Source organism: Lysinibacillus sp. FW301-JW8, from assembly GCF_058788755.1.
On record NZ_JBYTBB010000089.1, the window covers coordinates 1 to 19,170 of the forward strand.

Genomic DNA, 19,170 nt, shown 5'->3' on the forward strand with positions numbered 1-19,170 from the left:
CGTTTTGAAAAAGGGCTATACTTTTTAATTTGTCACCTTGATGTCATTGACATAATAGTATTTCAACAACATGAAAATCCCCTATAGCTTAGACTATAGGGGATTTTAATATCATGTAAAACGATCTACTAATTCGTGCATACGTTCTGCTTCTGTGTGGAGCTCCACTGAGGAATGCATAATAGATGTGACCGCTGATTTCTGTTCATCAATGGAAGCATTGATTTGCTCAGTTGCCGCTGCGGATTCAGTAGCCACACTTGCTATTTCATTAATAGCATTAATGACAATTAAACGGTTTTCTGCCATTTCACTCATACCCTGATCAAGGGATACAAGATGTGCTGTAATGCCATGGATGGAATCAGCTAACAATGTAAATGCATTTTTTACTTCGCTTATTGATGAGACCTGTCCCTGTGAAAGCTGAAGTGTGTGCATCATCTTAGAGTCTGAACTAGCAGTATCGATTTCGATACGTTTTAATAAATTCCTAACACGATTAGTAGCCTCATTTGTATCCTCGGATAAATTGCGAACTTCTTCTGCTACCACTGCAAAACCTTTTCCATGTTCACCTGCTCGTGCTGCTTCTATACTCGCATTTAAGGCTAAAAGATTTGTCTGTTCAGAGATGGAGGTAATCGTTTGTACAACATTATGAATTTCTTCCATTTGTCCTGTTAAGCTTGAGAAGTTTGATCGCAATTCTTCAATGACTTGTGTAAATTCATGAGAATTTTGCTGTAATACTTCTACCTTTTGTCTGCCATTTTCCTGTGAGTTATTTATGTTATTCATATCCTCAGTAATTTCAGCATATTTTTCAGTTGCATTTGAAATAAGAGAAGACAATTTTTCAACCTTGCTTATGGCCATTTCAGCCTCTTCCGCTTGAATGACAGCTCCATTAGATATTTCAGTAATAGCCTGGTGGATTTCATCTGCAGAAGCGGTTGTTTCTTCTGTAATGGCGCTAAGCATTTCTGAGGAAATCCTCATTTTACCTGCACTGTCTTTCGTGTTATCAACCATTTCATTTAAGCTATATTTCATATTATTCACATTGCTAGCCAGAATCCCTAATTCATCCTGTGTAGTTATAGGAATATCCTCGCCTGTTAATTTTCCTTTAGCAATATCAGATGTCATCACCATAATTCGGCGTATGTATGAAGTCATTCTACCAGAGAAGAACCAATATAGGGCAACACCGATGATTGTTGCAAAGATAGTCATAACAACTGTGTAGTAAAGGACATTTTTAGTACCTGCATTAAAATCCATTTCATAAGTACCGGCAGCAATAATCCATCCCCAATGCTTGTCTGTCGCTACATAAGTAATTTTAGGAGCAACAATATCAGGGTTTGATGGCAATGCCCAGTCATAACGAACATACCCTCCACCTGCCTCAGCCTCATCAATCATTTCACGTACAAAATAACGACCATCTGTTGTCTGTAAATCTGAGATATTTTGTCCTTCGAGGGATGGGTGACTTTCTACTGTTCCATCAGCTTTAAAGGCATAAAAATAGAAATTTTCACCGTATTTAATAGGGTTATCAATAGATCTTTTATTATCTTCTGTTTTCTTGCCGACTATTTGTGTCCTAGCATGCTCCTGAGCTTCGTCTAATGTTAACGTCCCTTGTTGAACCTGCTCATCTAATTGAGCTATTAATTCGAGTATCCCCAATGTCCCATTCTTTAGACTTTGTCTACCTACCTCATCAATTTCACTTTTTGCCACAAAGTAATTTACCATACCAACTAAAGTTGTAGGAATCAAAATGACGATAATGGCTAATGTGACAAGTTTGTTACGGACTGACTTCATCATAGGCACAACCTCCGTTCCTGTCTACTTATACAAAGCATTACTAATCCTTAATGTAATTATAATACAAAGGATTTCAATAAAATAGAAAATTCCAAAAATTAAACGATGATATTTCAAAATAAGGGCAATATTATATTCTTTTATGATGAATAGGGGATTGTAGCTTCTAATAGGATAGATTACAGTAAAAGCTTGAGCACTTGCTAAGCGTGAGATAAAAGTGTTTGGATAACCCTGAGAACTGCTTAGAAGAGGGTCATGAATGCTCAGGACTCTTGAAAAATCGCTCAGGTGAGGAGTGAACCAGCTCGGGTCCTCATGAGAATCGCTCAGGTGAGGAGTGAACTTGCTCGGCTCCCCAGAAAAAATGCTCTGGTATCCTCCATTATTGCTCAGGCAATAATGGGAATCCAGTATAGCTAAGAGGCACTATATAACGAAAACCCAAACAAGAACGAACACTCTTGTTTGGGTTTTTAGCAATATTAATATACTTTATCGCCGTTAAAAATTGAGTTTTTTACAATAACATAATCTACATTTCGAATAGCATCTAACTTGTTGCCACCTGCATAGGAAATAGAGGATTGAAGATCTTGCTGCATTTCAATTAATGTATCCTTGATACTGCCCTTGTGTTCAACGTACATTTTTTTGCCCTCTACATTTTTGCGTTCGCCTTTTTGAAATTCGGATGCAGAACCGAAGTATTCTTTGACAATTTTACCGTCAATTTCGATTGTTTCACCAGGTGACTCTTCATGACCAGCAAATAATGATCCAATCATAACCATGGATGCGCCAAAGCGAACTGATTTTGCAATATCCCCATGTGTACGGATTCCTCCATCTGCAATAATTGGCTTTGTAGCAGCTTTCGCGCACCAGCGTAATGCAGCTAACTGCCAGCCTCCTGTACCAAAGCCTGTTTTAATTTTAGTAATACATACTTTACCAGGCCCTATACCAACTTTCGTAGCATCTGCACCAGCATTTTCTAATTCACGTACAGCTTCAGGTGTACCCACATTACCAGCAATGACAAAACTATTAGGTAAGTATTTTTTGATGTGTTGAATCATACGAATGACAGCATTAGAATGACCATGAGCAATGTCAATTGTAATAAAATCGGGAACTAGGCTAATAGCAGCTAACTCTTCTATAAATGAATATTCTTCGTCTTTTACTCCAACACTAATAGATGCGATGAGTCCGCGTGTTTGCATATCCTTAATAAAATCAGCACGAGTTTCAGGGTTGAATCGATGCATGATATAAAAGTAACCGTTTTCAGCAAGCTTTATAGCAAGACTTTCGTCGATAATTGTTTGCATGTTTGCCGGAACCACTGGAAGTTTGAATGTATGCCCACCTAAAGTAACAGATGTATCACACTCAGAGCGGCTTTCTACAATACATTTTGCGGGAATTAATTGAATATCCTCATAGTCAAATACGTTATCCATTATATACACTCCTAAAATACGAATATTTTTAAAGAATTATTTTAAATTGTTCGCCATTTGGTAATTTACATGATTTTTAAGTAAATGTCAAAGCTTTTATCTTAATAAATAGAAAAACAGTGGAATAAGTGGAGGAAGCAAAGCTATTTTGGGTATAGTATGAAATAAAATATGGGTAAAAATGCAGTATTGATGTTCTATAAAGAAGCAATTTTATTTAAAATTTGTCATAGCATTTGGTACCCATGTACAATAGAATTGTTTCAGAAAATGACAAAGGAGTGTTGGAGATGGCAGTAGAAGTGTATTTAATTTTTAATGGAAATTGTCGGGAGGCTGTATCGTTTTATGAGAAGGCTTTTAATACAGACAAGCCTGAAATTATGACCTTTGGAGATTCACCGCAAGATCCGAATTATCAATTACCAGAGGAAGCAAAAGATCTTGTCATGCATACACGACTTTCGATCTTTGATAGTACAGTAATGTTCTCAGATACATTCCCAGGATCACCATTCACAAAAGGAAACAATGTTACATTGGCTATTGTTTCAGGTGATGAAGAGAAGATGCGTAAAGCATTTGATAATCTGAAGGATGGTGGCAAGGTAAGTATGGAGCTACAAGAAACTTTCTGGAGTAAGTGTTATGGCTCACTTATAGATAAATTTGGGATTGAATGGCAATTTAGTCATGAGGAAAATAAATAGTGATAAAATTGGGAAGGGGTTTTCATAATTCCCTTTTAGCGTAAAATCACATGAAATTGAAAAGGCAGAAACGTTGATTGAAAAACGTTTCTGCCTTTCGTTTTTATTCGTTTTTGGTTAAAAGCCCCTAATTATTAATATTTAAATTCGTTGACAAAGCCTTGAAGCTCATCAGCCATATCGAGAAGTGCTTTTGCAGCGAAGGCGATGTCCTGCATGGAGGATAGTGTTTGCTCAGTAGAAGCAGCGACTTCCTCAGACGCGGCTGCATTTAGCTTAGCATGATCAGAAAGCTCAATTGCTGTAGCAGAAACTTCTTCGACTACTGCAGACATTTGCTGCGTAGATGCAGAGATATCCTCCATTTTTGGTGCAATACTTCTTAGACTCGCGATAATACTTTCAAATTTGTTACTTGTGTCTTCTGAAAGCTTTAGACCATCTTGAACATCTGCGGTTGCCTTCGTCATGGTTTGAACAGAGTTAGCTGTGTCCTGTTGAATACCAGTAATTAGTGTAGAAATTTGCTCTGCTGATTGATGGGATTGTTCCGCTAATTTTCGAACTTCATCGGCAACTACTGCAAAGCCTTTCCCGTGTTCTCCTGCACGTGCTGCCTCAATAGCTGCGTTCAATGCAAGTAGGTTGGTTTGATCTGAAATTGCACTAATAATTTCAATAATAGAGCCAATTTCCTTTGTTCGATCATAGAGTGTTTTAATCATGGAATCTGATTGGGCAACAGATTCATGTATAGAAATCATTTGGTTAACCGTTTGGTGTACCGATTGACCACCTTCTTCAGCCAAATTGATTGCATGGCTAGAAAGGTCTAAAACCTGCATAGAGCTATCAGCAACCTCAACAACTCCCTTAGCTATTTCCTCAATAGAAATTGCATTTTGATCAATACTCGTTGTTTGTTTTTCTGTACTAATAGCCACTTGCTGCATCGCTTCCGTCACCTGCTCTGAGGCAGCAATATTTTGCTCCGCATTGGCAGATAAATCTTGTGCTGATTTTTGAACATGCTCCGCACTTTGATTGACATTGCGAATTAATTTTTTTAAGTTTACCTTCATGGATATGAAGGCTTCACCTAATTGACCAATCTCGTCCTTAGAGTGGACTTCAATGTACTCAGTTAAATCGCCATCACTAATTTTTAATGCACTATTTTGAAGGAGCTTAAGCGGCTGAACAATTGATTTGATCATGTAAAGCATAAAAATTAGACCTATAATAATTGAAAAGAGAGTAATCACTAAAATAGTTTTAAAAGTCGAAGAAGCTGCATTTGTAGCCTCTGCCGTAAACATTGTGCCAATGACCTTCCAGCCAGTCAGTTCATTTGTAATAAATTGCAAGTGACGGTCATTTTCGATAATTGTACCTTTCTCTTGCTCATAAACCTTCGAAATATAGCTTTCTGTTGCTTCAGAACCGCTCTCTTTATCTCGTTGAGAGACATATAGCTTATCCTTATCTATTAGGGAAGCGAATCCAGTTTCCCCGATACTAGCTTCTTCTGTAATAGCACCTAGCACAGAGATATTGAAATCTAAGGCAATTACCCCAGAACCATCTGGCAGAGTCTGCATTACTGAAACAACCATGTTATTTGTTGATTTTGATATATAGGGTGAAGTAATAGTAACTTGTCCTTTGTTAGCAACGGCTTCTTTATACCAAGGTCGTTCACGTGGATCATAATCACTTTCATACTCGTGAACAGGCTCATCAATTATTCTGCCCTCTGCAGTACCTATATAAAGCAATTCAACCTCTGGGTGTGTATTTATATATTCTTGGAAAAGACCTTTTAATTCATTGTTTTTCTCTCCGGATAAATAAGTCTGATCCACTTTTTTTGCAAAGTATTCGATATCCGATACTTTAGGAGCAAACGTATTTGTAATATTCGTATTGAGCATGCGTACACTTTCTGTTGCACTTGCTTGTTGCTCCTTGAGAATTTGGCTTTTTGTACTTTTGAAGGAGGTGTATCCGATTAATAAAGTTGGAACAAGAAGAATGGCTAAAAATGCAAATATTAGTTTTTTTCGTAAGCTGATACGTTTCATAGATATATTCCCCCTTATGACATTATTAATATATGAATAAATTGAACTACCGAAGATAAAATGCTATTTGTCTTATTTTATCAGAAAAACATAAAATTGTATGTAATATAATGGAATTTACTAATTTATTTCCACTACTAAACCGCTTTATCATAGTTCAAATGTTTTAATCTGATTCTAAAAGTAAAATGAGTTTAAATCAATACAATTATCTAAAGTGTCAGAAAATTGGAATCTTAGTTTTGGTGTGGATAATTTTTAGCTATACCAAAATAAAAAAACCGAGCTCAATCGTATGTTGAGCTCAGATTTATGAATCATTAATATTTAAAACGACGTACATAGCCCTGTAACTCATCAGCCATATCAAGTAGTGTTTTAGCAGCAGAAGCCATATCTTGCATTGAGGATAATGTTTGCTCTGTAGATGCAGCCACTTCTTCAGATGCAGCAGCATTTAATTTAGCGTGATCTGTTAGCTCAATAGCTGTTGCAGAGACTTCTTCAACCACTGCGGACATTTCCTGTGCAGAGGCAGATATATCCTCCATCTTTGGAGCCATTTCCCGCAAGCTGGCAATAATATTTGCAAACTTTTTACTTGAGTCATCTGTAAGCTGTAAGCCATCTTGCACATCAGTAGATGCCTTTATCATTGTTTGTACAGATTTGGCAGTCTCTTGCTGAATACCTGTAATTAGCTCAGAAACTTGTTTCGCTGAATGCTGTGATTGTTCTGCTAATTTTCGAACTTCATCTGCAACTACGGCAAACCCTTTTCCATGTTCTCCTGCTCGGGCAGCCTCGATAGCAGCGTTTAAGGCAAGAAGATTTGTTTGATCGGAAATCGCACTAATAATTTCTAATATAGAGCCAATTTCTTTTGTTCGGTCATAAAGTGATTTTATCATCTTATCTGATAGTGTTACTGATTCATGAATGGAATGCATTTGCTGAACTGTTTGCTCTACGGCATGACCGCCTTCCTCTGCCAATTGAATGGCATAGCTAGAGAGATCTGATACTTGCATAGAGCTATCAGCGACCTCAACCACTCCCTTAGCAATTTCCTCCACTGATATTGCGTTCTGGTCAATTCCTGTTGTTTGTTTTTCTGTACTGATAGCCACTTGCTGCATCGCTTCTGTCACCTGCTCAGAAGCAGCAATATTTTGCTCTGCATTGGCCGATAAACCCTGTGCAGAAGCTTGTACATGCTGAGAGCTTTGATCGACATTGCGTATTAAAGATTTTAAACTCACCTTCATAGAGACAAAGGCTTCTCCAAGTTGTCCAATCTCATCTTTAGAATGAATATCAATAAACTCAGTTAAATCACCTTCACTAATCTTTACAGCACTTTGTTTTAGTCGATTAATCGGATAAACTATGGACTTTATCATATAAAGCATAAAGATAATACCAATAATTATTGAAACAGCAATGATTACTAAATTCAAATTAAAGGTTGAAGCGGCAGCCTTAGAGGCCTCAGCAGTAAACATGGTACCAACAATTTTCCATCCTGTTATCTTATTAGTAACAAATTGTAGTTGTTTGTTTGATTCTATAACTGTTCCATGATCTTGCTCGTATATTTTTTTGATATAGCTTTCAGTTGCCTCAGAGCCACTTTCTTTCTCTTGGTCGGCGATATATATTTTATGGCTGTCTAAAAGGGAAGCAAAACCAGTTTCCCCAATGCGTATATCATTTGTAATAGTACTGAGGGTAGAAATGTTTAAATCTAATGCCATGACGCCAGAGCTGTCTGGTAAAGCTTGTGTAATAGTTATGACAGTTTCGCCTGTAGCCTGGGAAATATATGGTGCAGTGATGGACACTTGGTTTTTATTTTCTAGCGCCTGCTTGTACCATGATCTCGTACGTGGATCAAAATCGTCCGGATATACTTGCATAGGTTCATCTAATAACCTACCATCTGCAGTTCCTAGATAAATGAGCTCTACCTCAGGATGCATATTGATATATTCCTGAAAAAGCGATTTTAGTTCTGGTACTTTATCTTCTTGTATATAGGATTGATGCAGCTTATTGGAGAAGTATTGGATATCTTTTATTTTTGGATCAATGGTGTTTGTAATATTTGTATTAAGCATGCGTACACTCTCGGCTGTGCTTGCTTGTTGTTCTTTTAAAATCTGTTGTTCGGCACTCTGGTATGAAATAATGCCAATTAATAGTGTTGGGACGAGAAGCATTGCTAAAAATGAAAAAATGAGCTTTTTCCTTATACTTAGTTGTTTCACTTAAATTATCCTCACTTATATTATAGTTGTATACTTTTCCGCAATAGGTAAAGAATAGATTAACTAGACTATTTTATCAAAAATAAATGAAAAGTTAAGCGTTTTGTCCTAAATGCTTTTTTATTAGAATGTTTACAGTAATATTACTCATGGGTGAACATAGAAAGTTTACAGTTGTTGTATACTAATGTTCAAAAGAGGAGGGAATTGTTCATGATTAAACATATTGGACAAGTCATGTTGTATGTAAATGACCAGGATGCAGCCGTTAAGTTTTGGACAGAAAAAATCGGCTTTGTGGTAGTTGATGAACGAGAAGAGGAAGGAACACGAACAATTGAAATTGCTCCAACGAAAGACGTTCAAACGACTTTCGTTCTCCACAACAAGGAAATTATTGCTAAAATGCAGCCTGAATTAAATTTAGGGACTCCTTCGATTATGTTTTACGCTGATCATATAGAAAATCTATATCAGGATTTTCAGGAAAAGGGCGTTAAAGTAGGGGATTTAGTAATGTTGCCAATGGGGAGAGTATTTAATTTTGCTGATCACGAAGATAATTATTTCGCATTAGTTGAAAAATAAATTACGGTTGCGGCTACTATCTCTAAAACGAGAATTTTTTGAGTAAATTCTCGTTTTAAGTTATAGTAGAAAATTTATTTTAAGTCCTCACCAAAAATCGATACCGTTTGGCGATCCACTATAAATTTCTTGCCATCCCACTTGAGTATATTCTCTACATAGCCTAATCCATCAGCATGATATCTACCTGCGATAGCCTGATATGCCAAAACTTCGTATATTCCATCACGTTCATAATCCACGGGATACAACCCGCCAATTGGATCAACCCATCCCTCAATTGGTTGCTTTAGTGTGCCATCTTTATTATAAATCTCTGCTAAATACTCAGGTCCCTTGTACTGTAAATCGATAATATACTGCTTTTTAGGATCCGCGCTACGAACAGCCACTTTGTACTGATCTTGATAATTGACTGTATATTTATTAGTAAAAGATTCGGTATCAAAAATAGAGCGAATTTGCCCGTTTATTGAGGCAAAGATTTCACCATTGATAATACCTCCACTGCCTCCAGTGTCAGAAATAGCTAGAATATCATCATGATGATTACCAGTGAAATCACCTAGAAATATAGTTGGATTATAGCCAATATTTTGTTTTAGCATTACTTTTTCAAATTTTTGTGTTTGCCCGTAATATATGCCCAAAGTTAGATTTCTCCACAAGGGGCTATCTGGGGTTTTAGTTCCTATTAAAAGAACTGTTTCTAAATTGCCATCTCCATTAATATCGCCAAATTTTGTTTGAATAACTTCAGGAATTACATGTGTCATGGCGATATTACCTAAAGATGGATTCATATTATTCGTCATACATACACCTCTTTCTATCATCTAGCATATGTTGTAAAAAAAGCTTGGTGAATAAAAATTAGCAGAAGAAAGCCAATAAAGCTTACAAAAAAACTTGTATTTAACCCATTGACATTTTTCAGTGTGAAAAGTATTATAAATGTCAACGAATCAGAAAATTCAGTACCGATATAAATCTCGCTACTAAAAAGTAGTTAGAGATTTTTTTAAAAAGTTAATTCTTAGTAAATATATATGTTTTATATAATTTGGGAAGAAGGAGATTTTCTTGAAGGATTTATTTATTAAAACAGCACAACAAAAGTATTGGCTAGATCAATTGGCATCTATTGCGGAGCCGATCAAAGCAGAGGCTAAAGAGGTTGATGAACAATCTCGCTTTCCATTCGAAGCACATAGATTACTTCTGCAAATTGGTTACCCGAGACTAACTTTACCGAAGGAATTTGGCGGTGAGGGTTTATCAGTTTATGATATGGTACTCATTCAAGAAACGCTAGCAAGCTATGATGAAAATGCTTCCCTCTCATTAGGTTGGACACTTGGTGTTGTAGGTGAAATATATGAGACAAAATTATGGGCGGATGATGCACTACATTTATTTGCACCAGAAATAAAAAATGGTGCGATTATCAATCGAGCTGTTAGTGAAGCAGCAACTGGGAGTCCAACACGTGGAGGGCGACCTGGGACAAATGCTATTTCAACAGAACGAGGATGGCTTTTGAATGGGCGTAAAATTTTTACAACAGCCTCTCCAGTGCTCGATTATTTTTTAACATCAGCATGGATTGAGGAAAAAAATCAAGTTGGTTTCTTCTTGATTCATAAAGATGTGGAAGGGCTCTCCATTGAAGAAAACTGGGAGATGTCTGCAATGCGAGGTACAAGTAGTCATGATTTAGTACTAACTGATGTAGTTGTTCCTAGTAATTACTTAGTAGAATTACCTAGTCATCCTAGTGGTGGCAAAATAAATGGGTGGATTCTACATATTCCAGCAACTTACCTAGGGATTGCACAGGCGGCGCGTGACTATGCACTGCATTTTGCCAATCATCATCAACCGAATAGCCTGAATGCCCCAATCAGTACTTTACCCAATGTCCAGCAGCTTCTAGGTGATATTGAATTAAAGCTACATCAGGCACGCTATGTACTATACGGCATAGCTGAGGCTTATGATGATCCAGCAAGACGTGAATTTTTAACAAACGAAATGGCTGTTGCTAAGCATACCGTAACAAATTTGGCGATTGATATTGTAGATAAAGCAATGCGAGTTGTGGGTGCAAAAAGCTTACAGCTAACAAATCCATTGCAACGCTATTATCGAAACGTTCGTGCTGGTCTGCATAATCCTCCAATGGATGATATGACCATTATTAAGCTTGCTACGGCTGCAATTGAACAGCAAAAATCGAAAGAAAATTAATGATAAAATCATTGAGAATAAGGAGAAATGACATATGTTTAAGCAAAAGAACAAGATTTTTAAATTCGCGGCAATAGGATTGGCTTCACTTGCTATTTTAGCAGGCTGTAATTCTGAGGAATCATCAGATAAAGGATCGGATGATGATGGCGCAAAAGTACGTACAGTAAAGGTCGCTTTTGATCAGGCTACTAAGCCAATTAGTTATATAGATGATAAAGGGAATCCAACAGGCTACGATGTTGAAGTGATGAAGCTAGTGGATGAATTATTACCTGAATATAAGTTTGAATATGTAGGAACAACAAGCGATGATTTACTGATTGGTGTAGAGCAAGGGAAATATCAAGTAGGGGTTAAAAATGCATTCTTTACCCAGGAACGTACAGAAAAGTTTATTTTCCCGAAAGAATTTTTAGGATTAAGTAGTGCTGGTTTAGTATTACGAAAAGAAGATGAAGGTATAAAAACATTAGAAGATTTCGCGAATAAGGGTTATTCATTAGCACCGATTGCTGCGAATAATGCCCAGTATACGATTATTGATGAGTACAACACGGCTCATCCTGACAATCAAGTAAAATTACAGGCTGGAGATGCATTTACGGTTGATGTTGTGCAATGGGTAAATGAAAAACGTGTAGATGGCGGAGTTATGATTGAGGGTCCATTTAAGCAACAAGTTTTAGCAGAGGATGGTCCTTATAATAACTTAAAAGATGATGTAGTTTACAACGAATTTGCTGTTATTAAAACATGGCCATTGTTTAATAAAAAAGAACAAGAATTTGCAGATGCTTATGATAAAGCTATAGCACAGATTAAAGAGCAAAAGAAAACAAATGAGTTAAGCACGAAGTTTTACGGACGAGATTTATTTGAAGTGTTAGAAAAAGTGAACCGTTAATAGGCGGTAATTAATGATTCCTCTTCTGAAGAGAAAGTGTTAGCAGCTGCTACTACCGAATAAAAGGCTGTTGAGTCAGTATACTCAGCAGTCTTTATTCATACAAAGAGAAATATTACTATGCTGTAATCCTGATATTTATAAAAGTTGGTGAGGAAATGGAAAAGTATTTTGATGCATCATACATTTGGAATTCAATCCCTGTATTATTGCCCTTTTTAAAGGTGACCTTTTTAGTAGCAGGTTCCTCCATTATATTAGGCACAATATTTGGCTTATTATTAGCGGCTGCAAAGTTAAGCTCTGTGAAATTATTACAAAAAATAGCGAATTTATATACAACAATTATGCGTTGTACACCATCAATTGTTCTATTATTCCTTGTCTACTATGGTGTACCAGCATTAGCAGAAAACGTTGGCTTAAATCTGCATTCGATTGAAACAGCTATTTTTGTTGTTGTGACATTTACGTTGCAGTTCGCAGCAATTATGTCAGAAGTGATACGTTCTGCATATTTAGCTATTCCTAAAGGTCAATTTGAAGCAGCTGTTAGTGTAGGATTAACGCCAATTCAAGCCTATCGACGTATTATTTTCCCCCAAGCACTTGTTGTTGCCTTACCGAACTTTGGGAACGGCATGATTGCGTTATTACAGGAGGGGGCACTTGCTTATACGATTGGTTTAATTGACATTGTTGGAAAGGCAAACTTAATTATCGCAAGTAATATTAATGCACATGCATTAGAGATATACATTGCATTGGCCATTGTTTATTGGGTGCTTTCAATTATTATTGAAAAGTTCTTTGCTATGCTGGAAAAGTTTTTTGGCAAAGGGAAAAAGACATTAGAAACAACGTAAGGAGTGGAAGCCATGAATTATCAATTTTTACTTGAAACATTTTTTGTAGCATTGTCAGGTGTTCCTATTGCACTCCTTGTAACCATTGTTGCGTTGCTCGTTGCTTTGCCACTTGGTTTTTTACTGGCATTAACACGTATTAATAAAATTCCAGTTATTCATCATTTAGCAAAGATCTATGTTTCCTTTGTTAGAGGAACACCCATAATTATTCAAATTTTTATTATGTATAGTAGCATTCCGTTAATGCTAAAGATTATTTTTGAAAAATACAATATTAGCTATGATATTTATAAAATCAATCCTATTTGGTATGCATTTATTGTTTTTGCATTTAGTACAACAGCTATTTTAATTGAGGTATTTCGTTCTGCCTTAAGTACGATTGAAAAAGGCCAGCTAGAGGCAGCACATGCAACGGGCTTAACAACATTCCAGGCTTACCGCAGAATAATTATTCCTCAAGCTTTAGTAGTGGCTATGCCAAATATTTGTACGGCTACTGTTAATCTCATTAAAGCGACATCTTTAGGTTATGCAATGTCCTTGCCTGAAATCACTTTGAAGGCTAAGGTAGCAGCAAATGTTGGTTACAATTATGTAGAAGCATATATTGATATTTTCATTGTGTACTTAATTTTATGTAGTACCGTTGAATTTCTCTTTAAACGTTATGAAAAGCATTTAAGTAAATTTAAAGCGGCAAATGCCTAAGGGGTGATTAAGCATGTTAGAGATTAAAAATATCCATAAATCATTTGGTAATAATGAAATTTTAAAGGGTGTTGATTTAGCCATTGATAAAGGTGATGTTGTTGTTATTTTAGGTCCCAGCGGTTCAGGAAAAACAACCTTATTACGATGCATAAACTTTTTAGAAAATGCTGATCAGGGACATGCAACATTTGGAGATATTCAAGTCGATTTTCAACATGTAAAGAAAAAAGACGTACATGCAATTCGACAACGTGTAGCATTTGTCTTTCAAAACTACAATCTCTTCACTAATAAAACGGCACTCGAAAACGTTACAGAAGGTCTTATCATTGGTCGAAAGGTACCGAAAGCACAGGCAATTGAGATTGGCAAGAAGGCACTTGATAAAGTAGGACTTTCGGAAAAGTATGATGCCTATCCAAGTCAGTTATCTGGAGGTCAACAGCAACGAGTTGGGATCGCACGAGCAGTGGCATTAAATCCAGATATTATTTTATTTGATGAACCAACCTCTGCACTCGATCCAGAGTTAGTCGGTGAGGTACTACAGGTCATGAAAAACATAGCAGCTGAAGGTACAACGATGCTTGTTGTCACACATGAAATGGGCTTTGCTAAGGATGTAGCTAATCGAGTAATATTTATGGATGGTGGAGTCGTTGTAGAGGAAGGAAGCCCGCATGATATATTTGTGAATCCAAAAGAAGAGCGGACAAAAAAATTCCTAAAACGTGTTATTCCAGAAGACTATACATTCTATATATAAAAATAACAGGAGGATCTGTACTTTACAGATTCTCCTGTTGCCTATTATTGTAGGAAATATGTTAATTTGTTAATGGAATAAATGTGCAACTCATGCATAGCTCTCGTGCAGGCTGTATAAAAATAGTTACGTTCGTTTTCTCTTGAGTAATTAGCAGCAGATGCATTATAGATAAGAACTGCATCGAATTCGATACCTTTTGCCATATAGGCTGGCAGTAATAATATACCTTTTTTAAATTGCTTGGTATTGTGGTTAATCAGTTGAATATCTACTTGATTGCTTAATTGCTCATAAACAGCAGAGCATTCAGCTGCAGTTTTACAAATAACAGCAATGGTTTCAAATTTGGTAGATAGATTGTTGATGTTTTGGATAATTTGTTCAGTTAAATCCAATTCATTCGGTACAATAGTAATCGATGGCTCTGGACCATTTCGGTTAAATGCCTCTACTTCACTACCATCATTTAAAATATTGGCAGTGAGTTGGATGATTTGCTTTGTGGAACGATAGCTTTTCGTTAAAATCATTTTTTCTGCCTGCTCGCCATATAATTGAGGATCAAGCAGTGAAGGATTATCAAAGGTATGCGGATGAATCGTTTGATGTCCATCTCCTAAAATTGTCATACGTGCTTTTGGGAATAGCTGCTGTAAAACAATTAATTGGAATGGCGAATAATCTTGTGCTTCGTCAATCAAAACATGACGGATCATCATATTTGTTTGTTGTCCTTCAATTTTGTCCTGTAAATATAAAAATGGTGCTGCATCCTCATAGGCAATCAGACGTTTTGCTAAATTAGGGAGTGTTTGCTGGCAAATATCCTCCCAATTGTCTGGCATAAGGTGCTGTAATTCTTTATGAATGGGACTATTCAGATCAAAAAGTTGGCGATACGTACCTAATATCTGAACAAACTTTAACTGATGAACGGAGTTGCGTAATGGTTTAAAGTGTTTTTTTACAATTTGTCTCGCTAATTTTCTGCGTTCTTGATCAAAATCATCGAAAGAGTTTTCTGTATAGCGTCCTTCATATAAAAGTTCCTTGTAGGATTTGGAGTAGTCCTCCTTGTCTAATAGCTCTGCCTCTTCTTCCACCCATTCCTTTCTACGTTCATCCCTTTCAAATTTCGTTAGTTGCTGCAATAACCATTCTTTCACTAATTGCAGGCGATCAGGTATCGACATTGAGAAAGGGAAAGAATAGAAGTATTCCGTAATTGCTTGGGCAGTAATAATTCGTTCTCCACGAAAAACAATATTTTTAAATAGTAAGCCTTTTTTTGATAAATAGCTTACATATTGATCCATTAATAGTTTGTAAGCAGGGCTCGCTTTAAAAGAAATAGTACTTAATTTTGTTTGATAATGAGCGTCATTCTTTTCTGTTAAAAGATCTTCAAGTTGCTCATAAGGATATTCTAATTGGAACTGTCGACCTAAACGTTTTTCAGCATACTCAATAAACGTCAATTGCTGCATATTGTCTTCACCTAAATCAGGTAAGACCGTATGGATATATTGATTAAAAAGTTGATTAGGTGTGATCAGTAAAATTTGATCGGCCGTCATTTCATTGCGATAACGATACAATAGATAGGCTACCCGCTGAAGAGCAACAGCTGTTTTGCCACTACCCGCAACACCTTCTACGATGAGATATCGTGAGTGAACATGGCGAATAATCTTATTTTGTTCAGCTTGAATCGTTGCGACAATACTACGAATATGCTCGTTTGCATTTTGTGCAAGGATATCAAGCAATAAGTCATCACCAATGGTAAGGCCGGTATTAAACATCGATTGTAGCTGACCATTTTTAATAATAAATTGTCGTTTTAGTAGCATCTCACCGCTGATTTCTTCTGTTGTTGAGTCGTAGGAGGCTTCACCTGGTGTGTAATCATAGTACATACTCGATATAGGTGCACGCCAATCATAAATGACTATATTTTCATCCTGTTCGTCCAATAATGTGGCAACACCTATATAAATTTTTAAAGGATCTTGATGCCCATTTTGTAAAAAATCAATACGAGCAAAATAGGGTGACTGTTGTAAACGTTCATAAACCTTTACATTCCGAATTGCACGCTGCTGTGCAAGCTCTGAGTCAGATAGAAGCTCTACCTGTTGCTTAATCGCAAAAAAGGTTTCGTCAACATCCTCAGCAGTATCTAAATTAACTCTGACATCGTTCCAAAAAGTTTTCTTCAGGGCGACAGCATTTTCTTTGAATCCTTTTTCTTTAAGCAGTAATTCGTTTTTTTTGTAATCAATGAGGTTTAAACTATGCTCAAGGTGATGTTTTTCTTCTAGCCATTCATTTTGATTTTCCAACGTTTACTCACATTCCTCTCCATATTTTTCTCTTCCTGCGGCAGTGACCCTCACCTATAAAGATGGTGAGAAGAAGGTAATTGTGATTCTTTATTAAATGGTTGTTCAAACACCTTTTTAAGTATATAAACTCATTTATCCCAAGGGAAAAAGTAGGGTGATTGAATCAGGAAATTTATCATACATCTACTTCGCAAAGAAGTATAGTCTAGTAATTTTTGTAAATTTATGATACAATAACTGTGTAAGGTAATAAGATATTGATATACATAGACTGCTCTACAAAAAGTGGGGCAGTCTTTTTTATGTAATATCCCCACAAAATATGACTGATTACAATCAATTATTGTTAAATTTAATAGTGTCTATACCTAAAGAATACGGCACAAAACACGATATAGAAATTTGAAGGGAGGTGAAAAGGATGAAGGTAATCTTTACAGTGGGGTTGCCTAGGAGTGGAAAAAGTACATTTGTGAAACAGCTAGCAATAAGCGAAAATGCAATTATTCTTTCAAGTGACGCTATACGGCAGGAATTGTTTGGTGATGCAACCAAGCAAAAATCACGTGTAGTCTTTCGCACATTATATGAGCGTCTTAATGATTTTGTGGCAAAAGATTTTTCTGTCATAGTAGATGCCACAAATATTGAAAGAGAGCGCAGGATGTTTGCACTACGCAAAATACCAAGTGCAGTTCAGAAGGAATGCTATTACTTTGATACACCTTATTCAAGTTGTGTAGCAAGAAACCAACAACGGAAGCGGCACGTACCATTGATGGTGATGGAAAAAATGAGAAAGCATTTAGAATTCCCAACAGTAGGAGAAGGATTTGATGTAGTGCATATTGTACATGAATCAAGTCCATATGACATTTCTCGACAACAATTTATTTCACTTATTCAAAGCCAACCCACTTATGAAGAGCTTTTTCAAACACTTCGATCAGTTCCACTTTTTAAAGAAATTTATCAATTCAATCAAGAAAACCCATTCCATCAATTTTTATTATGTCAGCATACGTATTTCGTGTTTGCGTATATCAATGAATACTATATGGAGAGCGACAAATTGGCATTACAAATAGCTGCATTGTTTCATGATGTCGGCAAGCCATTTTGTAAAAAATATAAACCATTGCAACAACGTTATGGCTATTATGGGCATGAAAATGTATCTGCCCAAATGGTTTGTCATTTTTTATTGGAGTTGGGGTTTGAAGAGGATTTCGTTTTAAAGGTTGTACATTTAGTGCAGTTCCATATGTTAATACAGTATGGGGGCGATAGAGGTGGAAGCCAAATTTATCATTTATTAGATGGCGATTTATTAACAAGGCTTTATTTTTTCCGTGAGGCAGATCAATTTGCCAAATAAACAATAGAGAAAGGAAGTGGAGATATGACGAAATTAAAGAAATATCCAAGAAGCTTTCATTTACCTTGGAGTAGAAGTTATACCCATGATGATAAGGTTGCTAAAAACGTGAATCATTTTATAGGAAAAGAAGTGATTGTCACTGAAAAATTAGATGGGGAAGGCACAACCCTATACAGAGATTATATGCATGCTAGAAGTATCAATTCAGCCAACCATCCCTCTAGACATTGGATAAAAACATTCCACGCGAGTTTTGCATATCGGATTCCAAAAGATTGGCGTCTATGTGGAGAAAATGTTTACGCCAAGCATTCCATTTATTATAAAGCGTTAACAAGCTACTTTTATTTATTTAGTATTTGGAATGAAGAGAATATTTGTTTGAGCTGGGATGAGACGGTTGCCTCTGCCACTGAGTTAGGTATTGAAACCGCACCTGTTTTATATCGAGGGATTTTCGATGAAGAAAAAATAAAACGTACATTTACTGGTATATCACTGTTTGATGGTGAACAAGAGGGGTATGTTATTAGAAATGCTGGTTCATTTCATTACGACGATTTCCAATATAATTTAGGGAAATTTGTCAGACTGCATCATGTTCAAACAAGTGAGCATTGGTTACAAGAAGAAGTCATTCCTAATCGTTTAAAATAAACCTGATTTAACTGTGATTTCTAATTATTAAAAAAGGACTGAGAAAAATGTAATACTACATCAATCTATCAATCAAAAATTATATATTATGAGGAAGTGTGCAAGGGTTGCATATCCCTATAGAAAAGGGTTTACAGGTTCGATTCCTGTCATCCTCACTTAAATGTAAATAAAAAATGAACTCTCTTTAGCAAACGAGAGTTCATTTTTCATGTTGTTGAAATACTATTAAGTCAATGAAATCAAGGTGACAAATTAAAAAGTATAGCCCTTTTTCAAAACGAGGGGTTGATCTCCGTTCCGACTGAG

The 19,170-nt window shown here is 36.2% G+C and carries 15 protein-coding genes and 1 tRNA gene; 10 read left to right on the forward strand and 6 right to left on the reverse strand.

What is annotated here, in order from left to right; genetic code table 11:
* Positions 1-111: 111 nt before the first annotated feature.
* Positions 112-1,845 carry a methyl-accepting chemotaxis protein gene (locus AC3WOM_RS24130; protein WP_427549629.1) on the reverse strand — a complete coding sequence of 578 codons (1,734 nt, stop codon included), beginning with the start codon at positions 1,843-1,845 and terminating at the stop codon, positions 112-114.
* A 485-nt stretch (positions 1,846-2,330) separates the two neighbouring features.
* On the reverse strand, positions 2,331-3,314 hold the full coding sequence (gene guaC / locus AC3WOM_RS24135) for a GMP reductase (RefSeq protein ID WP_492448709.1): 984 nt from the start codon (positions 3,312-3,314) through the stop codon (positions 2,331-2,333).
* A 290-nt stretch (positions 3,315-3,604) separates the two neighbouring features.
* Here guaC and AC3WOM_RS24140 point away from each other — a divergent pair, with 290 nt between their 5' ends.
* Positions 3,605-4,024, forward strand: coding sequence for a VOC family protein (locus tag AC3WOM_RS24140; protein ID WP_427549635.1), 420 nt, complete (start codon positions 3,605-3,607; stop codon positions 4,022-4,024).
* Positions 4,025-4,158: 134 nt separating this feature from the next.
* Here the strand turns inward: AC3WOM_RS24140 and AC3WOM_RS24145 are convergent, their stop codons facing one another.
* Both AC3WOM_RS24145 and AC3WOM_RS24150 read right to left on the reverse strand, forming a co-directional pair.
* Positions 4,159-6,108, reverse strand: a complete 1,950-nt coding sequence (locus tag AC3WOM_RS24145) for a methyl-accepting chemotaxis protein (protein WP_492448710.1) — start codon at positions 6,106-6,108, stop codon at positions 4,159-4,161.
* 320 nt (positions 6,109-6,428) lie between these two features.
* A complete protein-coding gene (locus AC3WOM_RS24150) occupies positions 6,429-8,378 on the reverse strand; it encodes a methyl-accepting chemotaxis protein (protein ID WP_492448711.1) in 1,950 nt (649 codons plus the stop codon).
* 213 nt (positions 8,379-8,591) lie between these two features.
* Here AC3WOM_RS24150 and AC3WOM_RS24155 point away from each other — a divergent pair, with 213 nt between their 5' ends.
* The gene (locus AC3WOM_RS24155) at positions 8,592-8,966 is read left to right on the forward strand and encodes a VOC family protein (RefSeq protein ID WP_427549643.1); all 375 of its coding nucleotides are present in this window, start codon (positions 8,592-8,594) and stop codon (positions 8,964-8,966) included.
* 74 nt (positions 8,967-9,040) lie between these two features.
* Here the strand turns inward: AC3WOM_RS24155 and AC3WOM_RS24160 are convergent, their stop codons facing one another.
* Complete coding sequence (locus tag AC3WOM_RS24160; protein ID WP_427549645.1) at positions 9,041-9,781, reverse strand: YybI family spore inner coat protein; 741 nt, start codon at positions 9,779-9,781, stop codon at positions 9,041-9,043.
* A gap of 268 nt (positions 9,782-10,049) precedes the next feature.
* Between AC3WOM_RS24160 and AC3WOM_RS24165 the strand changes: the two genes are divergently transcribed.
* The 5 genes from AC3WOM_RS24165 to AC3WOM_RS24185 all read left to right on the forward strand — a co-directional run bounded on the left by AC3WOM_RS24165 (position 10,050) and on the right by AC3WOM_RS24185 (position 14,472).
* Positions 10,050-11,216 (forward strand): acyl-CoA dehydrogenase family protein, encoded by a 1,167-nt coding sequence (locus AC3WOM_RS24165; protein ID WP_492448712.1) that lies wholly within the window; start codon positions 10,050-10,052, stop codon positions 11,214-11,216.
* A 34-nt stretch (positions 11,217-11,250) separates the two neighbouring features.
* Entirely contained in the window at positions 11,251-12,123 is an 873-nt protein-coding gene (locus AC3WOM_RS24170) for a transporter substrate-binding domain-containing protein (protein ID WP_492448713.1), read from the forward strand.
* Between the two features lie 158 nt (positions 12,124-12,281).
* Positions 12,282-12,989 (forward strand): amino acid ABC transporter permease, encoded by a 708-nt coding sequence (locus tag AC3WOM_RS24175; RefSeq protein ID WP_492448714.1) that lies wholly within the window; start codon positions 12,282-12,284, stop codon positions 12,987-12,989.
* 12 nt (positions 12,990-13,001) lie between these two features.
* Positions 13,002-13,703: an amino acid ABC transporter permease gene (locus AC3WOM_RS24180; protein WP_427549656.1), complete on the forward strand. Its 702-nt coding sequence runs from the start codon at positions 13,002-13,004 to the stop codon at positions 13,701-13,703.
* A gap of 13 nt (positions 13,704-13,716) precedes the next feature.
* On the forward strand, positions 13,717-14,472 hold the full coding sequence (locus AC3WOM_RS24185; protein WP_283870123.1) for an amino acid ABC transporter ATP-binding protein: 756 nt from the start codon (positions 13,717-13,719) through the stop codon (positions 14,470-14,472).
* 44 nt (positions 14,473-14,516) lie between these two features.
* On the opposite strand, the gene helD is transcribed toward AC3WOM_RS24185, so the two are convergent.
* On the reverse strand, positions 14,517-16,820 hold the full coding sequence (helD, locus tag AC3WOM_RS24190; RefSeq protein WP_492448715.1) for an RNA polymerase recycling motor HelD: 2,304 nt from the start codon (positions 16,818-16,820) through the stop codon (positions 14,517-14,519).
* A gap of 424 nt (positions 16,821-17,244) precedes the next feature.
* Between helD and AC3WOM_RS24195 the strand changes: the two genes are divergently transcribed.
* The 3 genes from AC3WOM_RS24195 to AC3WOM_RS24205 all read left to right on the forward strand — a co-directional run bounded on the left by AC3WOM_RS24195 (position 17,245) and on the right by AC3WOM_RS24205 (position 19,019).
* Complete coding sequence (locus AC3WOM_RS24195) at positions 17,245-18,201, forward strand: AAA family ATPase (RefSeq protein WP_492448716.1); 957 nt, start codon at positions 17,245-17,247, stop codon at positions 18,199-18,201.
* Positions 18,202-18,225: 24 nt separating this feature from the next.
* Positions 18,226-18,861, forward strand: coding sequence for an RNA ligase family protein (locus AC3WOM_RS24200; protein ID WP_492448717.1), 636 nt, complete (start codon positions 18,226-18,228; stop codon positions 18,859-18,861).
* A 90-nt stretch (positions 18,862-18,951) separates the two neighbouring features.
* Positions 18,952-19,019, forward strand: a tRNA-Ser gene (locus tag AC3WOM_RS24205).
* The last annotated feature ends 151 nt before the right edge of the window (positions 19,020-19,170 follow it).

Excerpts from the sequence above, each read along its gene's own strand:
- AC3WOM_RS24170 (WP_492448713.1), top strand. The coding sequence starts at position 11,251 with ATGTTTAAGCAAAAGAACAAGATTTTTAAATTCGCGGCAATAGGATTG.
- AC3WOM_RS24185 (WP_283870123.1), top strand. The coding sequence starts at position 13,717 with ATGTTAGAGATTAAAAATATCCATAAATCATTTGGTAATAATGAAATT.
- AC3WOM_RS24200 (WP_492448717.1), top strand. The coding sequence starts at position 18,226 with ATGACGAAATTAAAGAAATATCCAAGAAGCTTTCATTTACCTTGGAGT.
- AC3WOM_RS24155 (WP_427549643.1), top strand. The coding sequence starts at position 8,592 with ATGATTAAACATATTGGACAAGTCATGTTGTATGTAAATGACCAGGAT.
- AC3WOM_RS24140 (WP_427549635.1), top strand. The coding sequence starts at position 3,605 with ATGGCAGTAGAAGTGTATTTAATTTTTAATGGAAATTGTCGGGAGGCT.
- AC3WOM_RS24145 (WP_492448710.1), bottom strand. The coding sequence starts at position 6,108 with ATGAAACGTATCAGCTTACGAAAAAAACTAATATTTGCATTTTTAGCC.
- AC3WOM_RS24180 (WP_427549656.1), top strand. The coding sequence starts at position 13,002 with ATGAATTATCAATTTTTACTTGAAACATTTTTTGTAGCATTGTCAGGT.
- AC3WOM_RS24130 (WP_427549629.1), bottom strand. The coding sequence starts at position 1,845 with ATGATGAAGTCAGTCCGTAACAAACTTGTCACATTAGCCATTATCGTC.
- AC3WOM_RS24195 (WP_492448716.1), top strand. The coding sequence starts at position 17,245 with ATGAAGGTAATCTTTACAGTGGGGTTGCCTAGGAGTGGAAAAAGTACA.
- guaC (WP_492448709.1), bottom strand. The coding sequence starts at position 3,314 with ATGGATAACGTATTTGACTATGAGGATATTCAATTAATTCCCGCAAAA.
- AC3WOM_RS24175 (WP_492448714.1), top strand. The coding sequence starts at position 12,282 with ATGGAAAAGTATTTTGATGCATCATACATTTGGAATTCAATCCCTGTA.
- AC3WOM_RS24160 (WP_427549645.1), bottom strand. The coding sequence starts at position 9,781 with ATGACGAATAATATGAATCCATCTTTAGGTAATATCGCCATGACACAT.